The organism is Gammaproteobacteria bacterium (assembly GCA_016199745.1).
Taxonomy (GTDB): Bacteria; Pseudomonadota; Gammaproteobacteria; order Acidiferrobacterales; family Sulfurifustaceae; genus JACQFZ01.
Genome location: JACQFZ010000043.1, coordinates 18901 through 35015, shown reverse-complemented (window position 1 = coordinate 35015; position 16115 = coordinate 18901). Strand labels below are relative to the sequence as shown.

Genomic DNA, 16115 nt, shown 5'->3' with positions numbered 1-16115 from the left:
AGCACAGCGACCGACCGGACTACAGGTTCGAGGAAGAGCCGGCTATCCGTATAATTTGTTTGAAGAACACGACAACACCAATCAACAATCGGGTCTTTAACCGCGATAATAGCAAACCATATATTCACAGGTGTCATTCTGCTCAGCCATCGGTTCGCCGATGACATCGCCATCACCACGGCGGACGCTCGACCAACTGATATATTGGGACGGAGTGTCGAGTTACCGCGATTGAGAAATAGGCGGTCCGAAAACAAGAAAAAATTGCATGATTGAGCAAGCGTTGATAATCCCAAGGAGGTACCACGATTGCACGTCGCGACCGTCGGTGTACTTTGTTGAGCTCGTGCGATGCCAATGATTGTCGCCCAGCGCACAGGTCGTTATTTGGGTATTCTTCTGTTCTTGCTTGTCACCAGCGTCTTCGCCGTGTGGCAGACGTGGGGTTACGCAGAGCGGGGCGCGGTAGCCGAACTGCAGCGAGTCGGTGAGCATCGGCTGGAGCTTTATGCGCAGACCCTCCGTGGCGCTATCGACCGTTTCAGCCCGCTGCCGTTGCTGTTGTCGAATCACCCAGACATCGTTACCGCCCTGAAGATCAACCGCTCAGCGCTCAATGAGCGTGCCAGTCGTTTACTTGAGCGTACCAACGCCGAAGCAGGCACCGACGAGTTGTTTATTCTCGACGCGGCAGGCGTTGTCCGCGCATCAAGCAACTGGCGTAGTCCGCACAATGTTGTCGGCACAGACGTTGGTTTTCGTCCGTACCTTACCGAAACGACATTAGGGCACGGTCGCGGATTCTTCGGGATTGACGCGGCGACCGGCGAGCCCGGTTTCTATCTATCGCGATCTATCGTCGATGCAGAGAAACCGATTGGCGCCGTTATCGTCAAGATCAATCTGGATCCTATCGAAGTCGCGTGGACCGCAAGCCTCGAATCGGTGATGCTGGTCGACAGCGATGGTGTGGTTCTGCTTGCGAGCCATGACGAGTGGAAGTATCGCTCGTTGGCGACGCTAGCTGAGTACGCCGGCAAGCGCGGCCACGTGAGTCGCGAATTCATTAATCGCAAGATCTTGCCACTTGAACTAACCGTCGAACGCCGCCTGGCGCCTGGAACGCACGTCATCCGCTTGTTAACCCAGGTTGCCTCTTGGCGCAATCGCAATCCGCGCTATCTTGTCCAGGAACGCGAGTTGGCCGAGTTTGACTGGAAACTGTTTTATCTGTCCGATTTCGCGCCGGTACGAGAGCGTATTACGCATATGGTTTATATCGCGGTTTCCGTGGCGATATTGATCGTGTTACTAGCGTTGTTCCTGCGCGAGCGCCAACTTAAGATCCGTTTGCGTTTGCACGCTAAGGATGAACTCGAGAGCCGCGTAGCGCTGCGTACGCAGGAACTGCGAATTGCCAACGAGCGCCTGCGCCAGGAGGTGGTCGACCGCGAGCAGGCAGAACGCGAGCTCAAGGAGGCACAGGAAGAGTTGATCCAGTCCGGAAAGTTGGCAGCCCTCGGCCAGCTTTCCGCCGGTATTGCGCACGAACTCAATCAGCCGCTTGCCGCGCTGCGCACCTATATGGCGAGCTTGCGGTTACTATTGGGGCAAGGCGAACAGGAACAAAGTGAGCGACATCTGCGTGCTATGTCCGACCTGACGGAGCGCATGGGTCGCATCACGTCGCATCTAAAGATTTTCGCTCGCAAGAGCCCTGGCGTGTTGCATCCGACGGCGTTGCAGACTGCTATCGATCGCGCTGTCACCCTGATCGACGCCAAGCGGCGTTTGCACGCCGTCGAGTTGCAGCTGAACTTGCCGCAACAGGCGTTGTTGGTGCTGGCCGATGAAGTGCGCCTGGAGCAGGTGTTCGTCAACCTGCTGAGCAATGCCATCGACGCCACGGCTAATGTCGGACATCGCCTTATCATAATAGAAGCAACGATCGGCGATGGACGCGCCATCGTCAGTGTTGCCGACTCTGGTTCCGGCATAGCGCCTACCGACCTACCGCGCTTATTCGATCCTTTTTTTACTACCAAGGAAGTGGGGCGGGGCCTCGGCTTGGGGCTATCGATTTCCTATGGCATCGTCACCGACCTCGGTGGCACCCTACGTGTGGCCAATCGCAGTGGCGGTGGCGCCGTCTTTACCCTTACCATTCCGTTGCATACCGCGGTGGAAACACGTTCATGAATCAACATCCCGTCGTCTACTTCGTTGATGACGAAGCGCCAATGCGCGAGTCTGTACACAGTTGGCTCACGCTTTCTGGATTCGAAATAAAAACTTTCGAGTTGCCGGAAGTGCTGCTGGGCGAAATCAATCGCGATTGTCGCGGCGTGTTGCTATGCGATGTCAAAATGCCCGGCATGGACGGTCTCGAGCTGCTGCGGCGTATCCAATCTTTGGATGCTGATTTGCCGGTGGTGTTGATCACTGGCCACGGTGAGATTGCCATGGCAGTCGAGGCCATGCGGATCGGTGCCTACGACTTCATTGAAAAACCGTTCGATCCGGAAAAGTTGATCGATGTATTGCGCCGGGCCGGCGAGAAACGCCGATTGGTGATCGAAGTGCGGCGTTTGCGCGAGCAGATCGATTCGCAGAATGGTGTCGAGGGCCGATTGCTCGGGATCTCCAAGGGGATGGAGCAATTGCGGCACAGCGTCCTCAAGCTGGCGGCGACCACGGTAAATGTTCTCATCAACGGCGAAACCGGCAGCGGTAAGGAATTGGTGGCGCGTTGTCTGCACGATTTCAGTACGCGCCGTGATCGGCCGTTTGTTGCCATCAACTGCGCCGCCATACCCGAGTCCATTTTTGAAAATGAACTCTTCGGTCATGAAGGTGGTGCGTTTACCGGTGCCACGCGTCGGCGGATAGGCAAGGTGGAGCACGCCAGTGGCGGCACGTTGTTCCTCGATGAGATCGAGAGCATGCCGCTCAATCTTCAAGTCAAGCTATTGCGGGTGCTGCAGGAAAGCGAAGTGGAGCGGCTCGGATCCAACCAATCGATTTCCGTGGACCTGCGCGTGGTGGCCGCGAGCAAGGCTGATTTGCGCGCGTTGTCTACGGCCGGACGATTTCGTGCCGACTTGTACTATCGCCTTGGCGTGGCCGAGTTGCGCATTCCTGCGCTGCACCAGCGCAAGTCTGATATTCCGCTGCTATTCGAATATTTCTGTGCCCGCGCTGCCAGGATTCACAACGTCGAGGTTCAACCACCGACAGCTAACGATCTGCGTGCGTTGGTCGACTATGACTGGCCGGGTAATATCCGTGAGCTACGCAACGTCGCCGAGCGTTATGTGCTTGGAATTGGTACCGGCGTCGATTGGTTGGTGCCGTCGGCCGTTACGGTTCAGACAAGCGCTGACAATTCAGCGTCGCAAAACGGCGCCACCGACAATCTCGCCGATCAGGTGCGCCACTTTGAGCGCCGTGTCATCGAGCAGGCGCTGATTCGCCACAAAGGCAATATCAAGGCGGTGCTCGACGAACTCGACATACCGCGCCGTACCTTGAACCAGAAAATGATTACCTACGGATTAGCGCGCCGAGACTTTCGCCATTGAATTTATGGAATCAGACGTTACGCAGCGGCGCGATCTCCTTTGTCGATAATGCCTCGTCGGTAAATACGCGAAAGCCGATCTCCGGGCGGTAACCGTGAATCTCGCGCGTATCGAGCGCTTCCATAAACGCGAGGATCTGCTTGCTGATGAGCTGTCCGGGTAATAGCACCGGGAAGCCGGGCGGGTAGGGAATCACGAATGCCGCCGACACGAGCGTCCGACCCATCGCCACCTGCCGCTCAAGATCCGCCAACGTGATATAACGACACAAGCTCTCGTCGTGCGACATGAAGTACGCCTTGCGGATGTCGCCATCCGTTGTCGATGGATCGCCGCGAAATTGCCAGTGAAACTCGCTGAAGTTCGGCAGCGGTGGCTGTCGCTGGGTTAGCGTTTCTATCCGCTCTCGATGCCGGCCTAGCTCCGCTGGGCTCATGTTATCGGTGCGTTGATCGAACGTGAGGGCAAGCTTCGCCAACACTTCAATCAAGTACGCGACCGCGCTGCGCGTGGTGCCGATGTTGGTCATGAACAGCACAGTATTACGCGAGGTCTTATTAATCTGGATGCCGAACATATCCATCAAGTACTCGTGCTTGAGAGTGTCGCCGTCGATGCCGGTCCCGCCGATATAGAGCGTCAGGCGCGTGGGATCGATTACAAACTCATCGCTCCGCCAGCACTGCTCCATGCATGTCCAGGACTGGTCTGAGTCGAAATATCTATCGACGCCGGGTGGTCGAAATTCCGCTGGAATCAGATCGGTGGGAGTAAGAAAGCGGAAATACTTTTTTATCAACGGATGCGTCGCGATCCGTTTTCGCAGCGTCATTGCGTGGTTTAATTGTATTTGCACTAATTCGTAGCCTTCGAGTTCAACTTGTCGACGGCCGACGTCGAGCGACGCCAATATTTGATAGTTGGGCGAGGTCGACGTGTGTGTCATGTACGCTTCGCGAAACGCAACCTCGACCTTTTTTTTGAAGTCCTGGTCGTATATGTGAATCATCGATCCTTGTCGTAGCGCCGTCAGTGTCTTGTGAGTCGACTGTGTCACATACACACGTACCCGTGCCGTCATCGGGTCGGGGACGAGTCGCGTGGACAACCATCGCGCGTCGTCCGCGGTATCGCCGAACGATTCCTTGAAATCGAGATAGCGTCGGTGATAGTCGGGATCGGCGAAGCGTTCGCGCAGTTGTGCGGCGGCGCCCATGCCGGTGCGCCGGCGATAGGTCGGATGAAACCCGGCGAACGCGAACCACGCCTCGTCCCACAGGAAGATCAGATCCGATTTAATAGCGAGACATTCCTCCATGACGCGCTCAACGTCATACACGACGCCGTCGAAGGTGCAGTTGGTTAGCAGTATGAGCTTGACCCGATCGAGCTTGCCGGCACGGCGAAATGCAAGCAGCGTACGTTTGATCTCCTTCAGCGGTACGGCGCCATACATGGCGTACTCGTTTAGGGGATAGGCATCGAGGTACGCAACGCGCGCGCCCGAGAGCACCATGCCGTAGTGATGCGACTTGTGGCAGTTGCGGTCGAGCAGCACGATGTCGCCCGGCTGGATCAACGCTTGCACGACGATTTTGTTCGCGGTCGAGGTGCCGTTGGTGACGAAGAATGTGTATTTGGAACCGAATGCACGCGCGGCGAGCACCTGCGCAAGCTTCATCGGTCCGGTTGGCTCCAGCAGTGAGTCGAGGCCACCGGACGTGGCCGAGGTCTCGGCCATGAATATACCGAGTCCGTAGAACCGCGCCATATCTCGGATCCAGTGCGATTGCAGGATCGACTTGCCGCGAGAGATAGGCAGCGCGTGGAATACCCCTGTCGGTTGCTGACTGTATTCTCGGAGCGCGGTAAAAAATGGCGTCTGATAGCGGTCTTCGATCGCCTGCAAGATGCTGCAATGCAGCTCGTGATCGTCGTCCTCGCCATAAAACACGCGCTGGAATTTATCGCACAGCTGACCGGCGATGTTCTCCATCGACACATCGGCCACCATGTATAGATCGAGTTCGGGCCGGAGTTGCGCGATCTTGGCGCCGAGCCAGCAACCGCGCTCGCTTTTCGACATACGCTCGAGCACATGTAACGCCGTTTCATTGCCGTCGACCAGCCTGTGCAATATGTCGAGCGTGAATCTCGACTTCACCAAAAAACCGTGGCGGATCACGCAGGCTTGGAGATTGAAGTTGAGCAGCGCCGCGATTAGAGCGTCCTGGTAACTGGGGACGGTTACGATCTCATAAATAAATTTGTCTTCGGGTCGGCGCCGGCGGCGCACACGTGCGCGCAGCGATTCTTCCTGCTGTGCCGACAGGTTATCGACAATCAGCACTTCGAAGTAGGGACGGCGCGCGTCGTCGCCGAGTTGTCGGCGTGTCTCTTCGTCGGCGGCCGTGTCGTTGCCGGCGAAGGGCGGTCCGTCTGGAGCGGAGCGGTAAGTCTGTCCCGATACCGCACGCGCGATCGGTTTCACCGACTCGCTGAACAGGCGAAACTCGCCGTCGCGAAACAGTGTGAGGAGGCGCTCGAACTGGATCCGGCCAGGGAATGACCAATAGCTTTCGATCGGTTCAAGTTGCTGCAGAATCTTCGCGACGTGATGACGCGCCGGTTCGGTGTCGCCGCCGCTGGTCTCGGCGTCGAACAGGTGGTCCGCGTTGTCCGATAGGTGTATCCAATAGTCGTTCCGTGCTTCCCAAACACCGCTGCAAAAATTGATCGAATTATCACGGTGTGATCGGGTGGTATTCAATTTACGGTTCATTTCATTGCCTGTGGCGAAGTTATCGCCATTGTCGGTAGGTGGGTGAATTGTCACGAATCCCACGTCGGTCTCATTGTGCGGCGAGCGTTTCCGGAATTTTCCAGCCGCGCTCTTTGTAGTATTCGAGAGCACCGGGATGAAACGGTGCCGATAGGCCGCGTAGCATCTCCTCCGAGGTGAGATCTTTGAACGCAGTGTGCGCATTGCGCAGTTCGTCCAGATGCTCAAATACAATTTTCACTACGTCGTAGATCATTTGCTCGGACGCATCGGCGCTAGCAACGATGGTGGCCTTTACGGCGTAGGTTTCTGTCGGCTGATCAACGCCCTTATAGGTGCCCGCCGGGATCGTGGTTGTTACGTAATAGGGTTTATCGGCGATGAATTTTTTCAGCGCCCGCGAGTTAATCGGAATCAATGAAATATGAGTCGAGTTTGCGAGCTCTTCGATGGCGGCGTTGGGGTTGCCGACCGTATAGAAAAGCGCATCGATCGTGCGGTCCACAAGGGCGCGGGAAGCGTCGTGTTGTTGCAGGCCCCCGGCCTGGAGGTCGCGTGCTGGGTGGATGCGGTGGATGCGCAGCACGTCTTCGGCGTTGCCGCGATGACCCGAGCCGGGATTGCCGATATTGACGCGCTTGCCCTTGAGATCATCGATGGAGGCAATGCGAGTATCTTTACGACTGATCAGTAGTACTGCCTCCGGGTGCATGCTGAAGACGCTGCGGAGGTTAACGATTGGCTTGCCTTTCCAATCGGCGTTGCCGGTGTAGGATTGCCAGTTGCTATCCGATTGTGCGACCCCGAAGTCCAGCAACCCCTGGTTTACCGCGTTGATATTGAACGCGGAGCCCAGCGCCGGGCGACCGATGCAGTTGTACTTGCCGGCCGAGTGCCGGTTGATCACGTTGCACAGTTGCAACGCGGCCTGATAATAAACACCGGAAGCCGAGCCGCCGCCTATGAGCAAATCCTGAGCGGCTGACGCTGGCACAGATGTTCCTATCATTATTGTTGCTGCCAGAGAAGCGAACGTTTTTTTTAGCAATCGCATTGTTTTTCCTCTCATTGATTCGATCGATCGGATAATCATGGGCGTCATTCCTTCAATCAGAGAGTGGTCCGCCACCGACGACAGCCTTCGCTCGGAGGCACGAGAAAAAGTATGGACACAAATTTATCTCATGGAAAATGACATTTTTTCGATTAATCCATGAGATAAATTCAATGTAGTGAAAGAAACGGCATGGGTATGCCGTCGTACAGCGCGTTTCGAGCAGTTCATCGAAGACTCCTGTAGTAGAGCGCATAAAGTACACCGACGGCGGTGATCTTGAAGTGCCGCCGTCGGTGCAACGAGCTAGAACTTCAAGCGCGTGCCGGCAGTGACGATGGTGATGTCCTCAAACTCAGTGCCTGGCCGATCCAAACGATGGACTTTGGCGCCAGCGTACAGCTCCGCGAACTTGGCGGCCGTATAGACGTAACCGACACCTACCATCTCAGATGTATCGCCGGCGGTGAAATCCTCACCTTTGCCGTAATCCAAGGCGACGGCATGATCGCCCGACTTGTAACCGATCTTCAGGTACCGGAAGTCGGCGTCCTTCGCCGTCGGAGTGGCGTCGTTCTGGACGTTCGATACCGCCAGCGTCACGTTCAGGCCGAACGATGCCAGCCAGGAGAGGGAGCCGCCTTTGGTTGTTTCCGGCGTACCGGCGACGTTGGTATCTTCTTTGGAATAACCGATGGCGGCGGCAAGCGTGCCGGAACCGCCGAGGTTCGAATTGAAAGTAATCGCGGCCTCGTTGATGGTGTCGGTTTTCGTGCCGGTGCTGACCGCGAACTTCAGCAGACCGAACGCCGGCGAATCGTATCGTAGCCGATCGTAGCGGCTTTCGAAGTCTTGTTGATTGATGGCATCGGTGATTTTGGGACCGGTAGTGCCGGTAGATGTCATAAAGGTAATCGAGCCGCCGATATCCGCTACGGCCGCCGATTGCACAACGTTCGTGCCCGAGAGATCGACTTCAGTGCCGCCATCGGCGGCGCCGGCGCCTTGGCCGAGACCGATCCGACCAAAACCACCGCTGAAGTAGGCTTCCAGCACGCGTTCTTTCAGACCCGAATCTGTGGTCTTGCTCGATTGAGTCACGGAACTCGACGAATTGGATAAATATTCGAACTCCAGCGTGACACCGGCCTTCAGGTCGGTCGACAGATCGTCCGAGCCAGTGAAGCGAAATCGGGTACCGCTCATGGCGTTGTCGACATGGTGTGTTTTAGGCGTGACGCCGTCGTCCGCCCACATGATGGCGCGATTGACTTGGCCCGATACTTTCGCCTCTAACGCAGACGCCGTGGGACCGACCGCGTACAACGCCGCACCGATGGTTGCGGTTAGCATCTTCTTATTCATGGACCTTGCTCCTGAGTCGTGATTTATGATGTGGACACCAAAATCCCTAGCCGACTTTCTCGATTTTTTAAACAGGTCGTCCATCGATCGAGATATCAGGCGTGGGCAACGTCCGTTGCCGCTCACGTGGATTCGAAACATGGCGCAGACAGAAAAATCGCCGTCGGCACCGTTATTGAATAGGTCAGTGGTAAAACGCCGGATTGCCGGAGTCGGTGGGGTTCTTTATTACCTTCTCCAACATATCGCTCATAGGCACGTTGAGATTGACGCCCTTCGGCGGAATAGGTGACGTAAACCACTTGGCATATATTTTTTTTATGTCGCCGCTCCTGAACAGTCCAATGATCGCGTCGTCAACGGCCTTCTTGAAGTCAGGATCGTCGCGCCGCAGCATCATGCCGTAAGGCTCGATCGACAGCGGCTGAATCGAGAGCGTGTAGTTCGTCGGATTGGATGTATTGGCGACCAGGCTTGCGAGCAAGATGTCGTCCATAGAGAAAGCGACGGCGCCATCGCTCGCTATCATGGCGAACGACTCGGCATGATCCTTGGCTTCGAGTATTTTCATGCCGTAGCGATAGCGCTCGTTAAACTCGGATAATTGTTTGAGACTGGTCGTGCCAGCGGTCGATACCACGGTCTTGCCTTTGAGATCGAACAGCATTCGTATGCGTGACGATTTCTTCGACAGTAGACGGTTGGCGGCAACGAACGTGGTGACCGAGAAAGCGACGTCTTTTTGGCGATCGAGGTTGTTGGTAGTCGAACCACATTCGAGATCGACCGCGCCTTCTCTCACCAGTGGTATACGAGTCGCCGACGTCACCAGTTTGTATTCCATCTGAAGCGCCGGCCGCTGCAGCTTCGCTTTGAGCGCATCTATCACCCGCGAGCAGATATCGATGGAATAACCGATCGGTTGTTGATTGGCATCGAGGTAGGAAAAGGGTACGGACGACTCGCGATAACCGAGGACAATTTTCCCCGAGCTCGATATTTTTTCGAGCGTATCCGGAAAGGCTGGGGCAGTAACAAGAACCAGCGTAATCGCTACAACACCTAACACCCTATGCTGTGTCATCGTCCACCTTTCAGTGCTTGAGGATCTGGCTCAGGAACAGCTTGGTGCGATCGTGTCGCGGGTTCGAGAAGAAATCCGAAGGCGGGTTTTCTTCGACGATCTGGCCGTGGTCCATGAAGATCACACGGTTAGCGACGGTCTTGGCGAAGCCCATTTCATGGGTGACGCACAACATCGTAATGCCGCTCTGTGCCAGCTCGACCATGACATCCAACACTTCCTTGATCATCTCTGGGTCGAGCGCCGACGTCGGTTCGTCGAATAACATTATTTTGGGGCCCATGCACAAACTGCGCGCAATCGCCACGCGTTGCTGCTGGCCGCCGGACAGTTGGCCGGGATACTTCCGTGCCTGCTCGGGAATACGCACTCGTTCAAGATATTTCATGGCGGCGGCTTCCGCTGTTTTGCGCGGCGTCTTGCGTGCCCACATGGGGGCGAGCACGCAGTTCTCGAGCACAGTGAGGTGCGGGAACAAATTGAAGTGCTGGAACACCATGCCGACTTCAGAACGTACCTTCTCGATATGCTTGAGATCCCCCGTCAGCTCGGTGCCGTCGACGACGATCCGACCCGCCTGATGTTCTTCGAGTCGGTTAATACAGCGGATCATGGTCGACTTGCCCGAGCCGGACGGACCGCAGATGACGATGCGCTCGCCTTTGGTGACCGTGAGGTTGATGTCTTTCAGCACATGAAAATTGCCGTACCACTTCTGTACTCCGCGAAGCTCGACCATCGGTTGGCCGGGATCCTGTGTTTGCGGTAGCGATGCGATAGTCATGACGTCACCTTATGAATCGAAGAAAATGGTCGGGTGGTTAGTGTTCGTGACCGGTACGCAGCCGGCGTTCCAGTCGTTGGCTGTAGCGCGACATGCCGAAGCAGAAGATCCAGTAAATCAGTGCCGCAAAGACATAGCCTTCGATAGCGACATGGCCCCAGGCGACGTCTTTGACGGCGTTCTGTACGGCGCCGAGCAGATCGAACAGGCCGATGATCAGCACCAGACTCGTATCCTTGAATAACGCGATGAAGGTATTGACGATTCCGGGGATCACGAGCTTCAGTGCCTGCGGCAAAATCACCAGCCCCATGGTTTTGAAATAACTCAAACCGAGCGCATCGGCGGCTTCGCGCTGCCCTTTGGGAACTCCCTGTAGACCACCGCGTACGACCTCGGCCATATACGCGGCCTCGAACAGCATCACGCCGATGAGCGCGCGCAGCAGTTTGTCGAAGTTGACACCTTCGGGCAGGAACAGTGGCAGCATCACGGACGACATGAACAGTACCGTGATCAACGGCGCACCACGCCAGAGTTCAATGAAGACGACACACAACGATTTCACCACCGGCATTTTTTTACTGCGTCGCCCCAAGGCGAGTAGTACACCGAGCGGCAGTGCCGCCGCCATGCCGATCGCGGCGATCACCAGCGTCAACATCAGGCCGCCCCATTTATCGGTCGGCACGGGCGCGAGGCCGCAGTGGCCACCGACCAGCAGAACGTAGGCAATGAACAGATAGATCACAGAGAGCAGGGCGCCCAACCAACCTTTCCATCGAAAGCGCTGACTGAGCATCGGTATCATGAGCACTGCTAACAAACCGAATGCCAGATTGACGCGCCACTGTTGCGGACCCGGATAAAAGCCGTACACAAACTGGTTGAGGCGCGTGCCGATAAAAACCCAACAGGCGCCACCGCTGTCGCAGTCGGCGCGCGTGCTGCCGATCCAATCGGCTCGAATGAGGCCCCACTCGATAGCAGGCACGAGCACGATATAGAGCAGATACAGCGCCAGCAGTGTGAGCCCGGTGTTTAGCGGCGACGAGAAAAGATTCCGGCGCACCCAGCCAAGTACGCCGACCGAAGTCATCGGCGGCGGCAAATCAGGATGAAGTTCAAAATGCGTCATGCTTTAGCGTTCCACCAAGGCGATATTCGCGTTGTACCAATTCATGAACAGAGAAATGAGCAAGCTGATCGTCAGGTACACCGCCATGGTCATCGCAATAACTTCGACGGCCTGGCCGGTTTGGTTGAGTACCGTGCCGGTGAACACCGCAAACAGGTCGGGATAACCGATAGCGGCGGCGAGCGTGGAATTCTTGATGAGATTCAGATATTGGCTGGTCAACGGCGGAACGGCGACTCGCAGCGCTTGTGGAATTACGACGAGCCGCAGTGTCCAACTTGGGCGCAGGCCGAGGGCATAGGCGGCCTCGGTCTGCCCGTGAGAAACGGCGAGGATGCCGGCGCGCACGGTCTCGGCGATAAACGTCGCGGTGTAGATGGAGAGCGCCAGCAGCAGCGCGCCGAGTTCGGGGATGACGACCATTCCACCGTCGAAATCAAACGTTCCCATTTTCGGCGCGTCCCAGGATAGCGGCCGGCCGGCGGCGAAGAACGCCAACATCGGTATTCCAATCACCAGCGCCGTCGCCACCAGCAACGAAGGAAACTGCCGACCGGTGCGCTCACGGCGTCGACTCGCCCAGCGCGACACGGCAACAGCTCCTGCTATTGCCAGCGCCGCCGCGCCAAGTACTACCGAGAAGCCATTGGCAAACACCGGCGACGGCAGATAGAGCCCGCGGCGGGTAAGAAAGGTTGAATCGCCGAACTGAATCGGCGTATCGATCTCCGGCAATGTCAGGAAGACGGCGAAGTACCAGAATAGAATCTGGAGCAATAACGGAATATTACGGAAGAGCTCGATATAGATCGCCGCCAGTTTGGCGATCAGCCAATTTTTCGACAGCCGTGCTACACCGATGATCAGTCCCAACAAGCTCGCGAGGACGATGCCGAGAACCGACACCACCAGCGTGTTGAGCAGACCGACAATGAACGTGCGACCATAAGTCGATGTCGACTCGCTGTACTCGACGAATGATTGCGTGATGCCAAAGCCCGCCGGCCGCGATAGGAAGTCGAAACCGGTGGAGATACCACGCGCGTCCATGTTGTGTAACGTATTTAAAACGATGTAGAGCAGTAATCCTGTTACGGCGAAAACAGTGAGTAACTGGAATGCGAGAGCTCGAATGGTAGCGTCATTCCAAAGAGTCCGTTTGGGCGGTAGCCCACGCTTATCGTGAGTTGGCGTCATGTAAAATCGTGACTCGCTATAATTATTAGTTAAATGTTCCCGGCTGGCGTCGCCAGGACGCAAGCCGGTAGCAGTTCAGCTTATTGTTCTTGTCAACGAATCGGTGGTGCGTACTGAATTCCTCCTTTGCTCCATAGCGCATTCAAGCCGCGATCGATCTTGAGCGGGCTCTCTTTACCGACGTTACGCTCGAAGCTCTCGCCGTAGTTCCCCACCTGCTTGATGATCTGGTAGGCCCAGTCGTCGGAAACGCCCAATCCGTGCTTGATTTGTTCAGCGCCCAACAGGCGTTTGATTTCGGGATTGGCGCTGCGCTTCATCTCGTCGACATTTTTTGAGGTGATCCCGAGTTCCTCGGCGTTGAGCATGGCGTACAAACTCCAGCGCACCAGCTTGAACCACTCGTCGTCGCCTTGACGCACGGCCGGCCCCAACGGTTCTTTTGAAATGAGCTCCGGCAACACGACGGCGCTGTCCGGATTGGCGAGTTTGGTGCGCAGCGCATAGAGCCCCGACGCATCGCTGGTTAACACATCGCAGCGGCCGGCTTCGAACGCTTTGATGGTTTCGTCGGCAGTGTCGTATACCACGGGCTTGAATTTCATGGCGTTGGTGCGGAAATAATCGGCGAGGTTGAGCTCCGTCGTCGTGCCCGAAAGCACGCACACCGCCGCGCCGTTCAACTTCTTGGCGGTCTTCACGCCAAGCTTCTTCTTAGCGAGAAATCCTTGACCGTCGTAGTACGTGACACCGGTGAAGCCGATGCCCATATCGGCGTCGCGCGTCTGGGTCCAGGTCGCATTGCGTGACAACACATCGATCTCGCCGGTCGCTAACGCGGTGAACCGTTCCTTCGCCGTGACCGGGGTATATCTGACTTTCTCGGCGTCGCCGAAGACCGCCGCCGCAACAGCGCGGCAGACGTCGACGTCGATGCCCTTCCATTGACCTTTCTCATCGGCAGCGGAGAACCCCGGCAGGCCGGTGTTGACGCCGCACTGTACAGCTCCCTTTTTCTTTACGGCATCCAGTGTCGCTCCAGCGTGTGCTATCGCGGTTACGCCGGAAAATGCCATGGCCGTCATGGCTACCATTACGGTACGCGTGCTCATATTTCCCCCTTTCGTTATCGATCGCATGTTTTCCTCATCATCGTTTTTGTGCGCAAACCCAGTCGGGGCGCGCCGCAGTAAAGCAACTCCCGGGCCAACAATCACAAATCATCATCGCGGGTGCTAATAGCCGACGTGTTTAGTGCATGCAGACATCGACAATCGTTTCGTAAGACCGGAAGTTCCCGCTAAATCGTGGAACGCCCATGGCGACGGACAAACCGTCCCGAAAGGTTTTGAAGTAACGTGAAATAAGAACGGTTGCGGCAATATAATGCCTATCGGCCGAAAAAATGCGCATATTTTTGCCGATTGGTCGGATTGTTCTATTGGTTGGCGGATTTTTTGTAAGCGCGTTTTGCTGAGGCGCTCTACCGTTGTATGTCGCCTTGCAAACAACGCAGAAGGGACTGCGAAGGACCGTGGTTTCCTAATCCCCCTCCCATTTGACAAAGTTATTACTAAGAAACCTCTGATTTATTCATACTTGTAGCGTGCGCCATGCGCACGATTAAGATGATCCGTGCGCGTGGCGCACGCTACGTGACTCGGCACGCGACATCAGTCGTCAAACCGGTGATCGGGTCCTCGTCTCAATAGCGTTGGTGTGCAGTGTTCAGCGATGGGAAATATTTTTCACTTTTAATTTTGGTTGAGAAAGTTGGAATATATTTTGCATCTCGCACCTTTCGCGCTTCAATGCGGTTTCACAAGTCGGCACGATGGAATCATGGAAGAATCACTGCGATTTAATCCGTTCCGTATAGCGGCGATGCGCATCACCGCCGAATCCAGAGCGGTGGAACGGAATTTTCTTAAAGCCGGACGCCGTATCGAGAAGTACACCGGTTACGGCGATCCTCGTGGCCTCGAGTACTTCGAGACCAACGTTCAGGGCCGTTTTATCCTCATCAGGTTATTGGATGATGCCATCTAATAATTATGCTGGACCAACCACTGTCGTCTCCCGGCATTAGCGGGTTTTTCTCCATTGTTGCCGATGGCGCATTTCATCATGTTAGAGCTTTTCACTAGGCATAGAGATATAGAAAAATTGTTCTCAACAAAGCTTAACTTTTCTATCAATGAGAAAGTAACCTCCGGGACGTTTCCATCACAGTTTTTTAGTTGAGCTTGTTCGCCATCATGCGATCAAGGCGTTGTACCAGGGCGAGTTCTATGTCACGGGCCGTCCTAAAGACGTGATCATCTGGGGCGGATTCGTCGCCGATGCCGATAAGTTTGACGCCGCATTCTTCGGCATCTCGCCGCGCGAGGTGCATTGGATGGATCCGCAGCAGCGTTTGGCGGAGGAGGCGACGCAGCGATTTGCCAGCGAGGCAAACAAAATTCGTGAAAGCGTAGGAAAATTATAATGCTCAATCACGGTCCGTCACCTGATGCGCGATATCCTATGGCTGGCGTCGTGCGTACCGGTTTTCTCAAAGCGTTTATCACGCGACCCAATATCATCGTCGGTGATTACACGTACTACGACGATCCGCTCGGTCCCGAGCGTTTCGAGGCCAACGTGCTTTATCACTTCGATTTCATCGGCGACCGGTTGATTATCGGCAAGTTCTGCTCTATCGCCGCCGAGGTGCGCTTCATCATGAACGGCGGCAATCATCCGACGAACTTGTTGACCACGTATCCGTTTCCAATGTTTGGCGGTGGGTGGGAACCGGCGCGGAGCAGGGTCCCGCTCGAACGACCCATCAAGGGCGACACCGTGGTCGGTCACGACGTATGGATGGGTTACGGCGCTATCGTCATGCCGGGCGTGACGATCGGGGACGGCGCCATTGTCGCGACCGCTGCGGTCGTCACCAACGATGTGCCGCCTTATGCCGTGGTCGGGGGTAATCCAGCTCGGGTCATTCGTTATCGTTTCGATCAACCTACGATCGAACGTCTACGCGCTTTACAGTGGTGGAACTGGGACGTGGGGAAAATCACACGCAACCTGCGAGCGATCTGTGGAGCGGACATCGTCGCACTCGAAGGAGCAGACTAAC

At 56.0% G+C, this 16115-nt stretch carries 13 protein-coding genes; 5 read left to right on the top strand and 8 right to left on the bottom strand.

Annotated elements, in window-relative coordinates:
* Positions 1-351 precede the first annotated feature (351 nt).
* On the top strand, positions 352-2199 hold the full coding sequence (locus HY308_10325) for a sensor histidine kinase (GenBank protein MBI3898677.1): 1848 nt from the start codon (positions 352-354) through the stop codon (positions 2197-2199).
* Positions 2196-3581 carry a sigma-54-dependent Fis family transcriptional regulator gene (locus HY308_10320; protein MBI3898676.1) on the top strand — a complete coding sequence of 462 codons (1386 nt, stop codon included), beginning with the start codon at positions 2196-2198 and terminating at the stop codon, positions 3579-3581. The genes HY308_10325 and HY308_10320 overlap by 4 nt, the downstream gene beginning before the upstream one ends.
* Positions 3582-3591: 10 nt before the next feature.
* On the opposite strand, the gene HY308_10315 is transcribed toward HY308_10320, so the two are convergent.
* The 8 genes from HY308_10315 to HY308_10280 form a co-directional block, all read right to left on the bottom strand.
* The gene (locus tag HY308_10315) at positions 3592-6363 is read right to left on the bottom strand and encodes an aminotransferase class I/II-fold pyridoxal phosphate-dependent enzyme (protein ID MBI3898675.1); all 2772 of its coding nucleotides are present in this window, start codon (positions 6361-6363) and stop codon (positions 3592-3594) included.
* 70 nt (positions 6364-6433) lie between these two features.
* Positions 6434-7417 (bottom strand): TAXI family TRAP transporter solute-binding subunit, encoded by a 984-nt coding sequence (locus tag HY308_10310; GenBank protein MBI3898674.1) that lies wholly within the window; start codon positions 7415-7417, stop codon positions 6434-6436.
* 306 nt (positions 7418-7723) lie between these two features.
* The gene (locus tag HY308_10305) at positions 7724-8782 is read right to left on the bottom strand and encodes a porin (protein MBI3898673.1); all 1059 of its coding nucleotides are present in this window, start codon (positions 8780-8782) and stop codon (positions 7724-7726) included.
* A 184-nt stretch (positions 8783-8966) separates the two neighbouring features.
* Positions 8967-9866, bottom strand: coding sequence for an amino acid ABC transporter substrate-binding protein (locus tag HY308_10300; protein ID MBI3898672.1), 900 nt, complete (start codon positions 9864-9866; stop codon positions 8967-8969).
* 10 nt (positions 9867-9876) lie between these two features.
* The gene (locus tag HY308_10295) at positions 9877-10605 is read right to left on the bottom strand and encodes an amino acid ABC transporter ATP-binding protein (protein ID MBI3898671.1); all 729 of its coding nucleotides are present in this window, start codon (positions 10603-10605) and stop codon (positions 9877-9879) included.
* Between the two features lie 82 nt (positions 10606-10687).
* Entirely contained in the window at positions 10688-11788 is a 1101-nt protein-coding gene (locus HY308_10290) for an amino acid ABC transporter permease (protein MBI3898670.1), read from the bottom strand.
* A 3-nt stretch (positions 11789-11791) separates the two neighbouring features.
* A complete protein-coding gene (locus HY308_10285; GenBank protein ID MBI3898669.1) occupies positions 11792-12985 on the bottom strand; it encodes an amino acid ABC transporter permease in 1194 nt (397 codons plus the stop codon).
* Between the two features lie 92 nt (positions 12986-13077).
* Positions 13078-14097: an amino acid ABC transporter substrate-binding protein gene (locus HY308_10280; protein MBI3898668.1), complete on the bottom strand. Its 1020-nt coding sequence runs from the start codon at positions 14095-14097 to the stop codon at positions 13078-13080.
* 730 nt (positions 14098-14827) lie between these two features.
* Between HY308_10280 and HY308_10275 the strand changes: the two genes are divergently transcribed.
* The 3 genes from HY308_10275 to HY308_10265 all read left to right on the top strand — a co-directional run bounded on the left by HY308_10275 (position 14828) and on the right by HY308_10265 (position 16114).
* Complete coding sequence (locus tag HY308_10275; protein MBI3898667.1) at positions 14828-15034, top strand: hypothetical protein; 207 nt, start codon at positions 14828-14830, stop codon at positions 15032-15034.
* A gap of 223 nt (positions 15035-15257) precedes the next feature.
* Positions 15258-15473, top strand: coding sequence for a hypothetical protein (locus HY308_10270; protein MBI3898666.1), 216 nt, complete (start codon positions 15258-15260; stop codon positions 15471-15473).
* Positions 15473-16114: a CatB-related O-acetyltransferase gene (locus tag HY308_10265; protein MBI3898665.1), complete on the top strand. Its 642-nt coding sequence runs from the start codon at positions 15473-15475 to the stop codon at positions 16112-16114. The genes HY308_10270 and HY308_10265 overlap by 1 nt, the downstream gene beginning before the upstream one ends.
* Position 16115 lies beyond the last annotated feature (1 nt).

Bases quoted from the DNA above. Each gene is read 5' to 3' on its own strand.
- HY308_10325 (MBI3898677.1), top strand. From the start codon at position 352: ATGCCAATGATTGTCGCCCAGCGCACAGGTCGTTATTTGGGTATTCTT.
- HY308_10320 (MBI3898676.1), top strand. From the start codon at position 2,196: ATGAATCAACATCCCGTCGTCTACTTCGTTGATGACGAAGCGCCAATG.
- HY308_10315 (MBI3898675.1), bottom strand. From the start codon at position 6,363: ATGAACCGTAAATTGAATACCACCCGATCACACCGTGATAATTCGATC.
- HY308_10310 (MBI3898674.1), bottom strand. From the start codon at position 7,417: ATGCGATTGCTAAAAAAAACGTTCGCTTCTCTGGCAGCAACAATAATG.
- HY308_10305 (MBI3898673.1), bottom strand. From the start codon at position 8,782: ATGAATAAGAAGATGCTAACCGCAACCATCGGTGCGGCGTTGTACGCG.
- HY308_10300 (MBI3898672.1), bottom strand. From the start codon at position 9,866: ATGACACAGCATAGGGTGTTAGGTGTTGTAGCGATTACGCTGGTTCTT.
- HY308_10295 (MBI3898671.1), bottom strand. From the start codon at position 10,605: ATGGTCGAGCTTCGCGGAGTACAGAAGTGGTACGGCAATTTTCATGTG.
- HY308_10290 (MBI3898670.1), bottom strand. From the start codon at position 11,788: ATGACGCATTTTGAACTTCATCCTGATTTGCCGCCGCCGATGACTTCG.
- HY308_10285 (MBI3898669.1), bottom strand. From the start codon at position 12,985: ATGACGCCAACTCACGATAAGCGTGGGCTACCGCCCAAACGGACTCTT.
- HY308_10280 (MBI3898668.1), bottom strand. From the start codon at position 14,097: ATGAGCACGCGTACCGTAATGGTAGCCATGACGGCCATGGCATTTTCC.
- HY308_10275 (MBI3898667.1), top strand. From the start codon at position 14,828: ATGGAAGAATCACTGCGATTTAATCCGTTCCGTATAGCGGCGATGCGC.
- HY308_10265 (MBI3898665.1), top strand. From the start codon at position 15,473: ATGCTCAATCACGGTCCGTCACCTGATGCGCGATATCCTATGGCTGGC.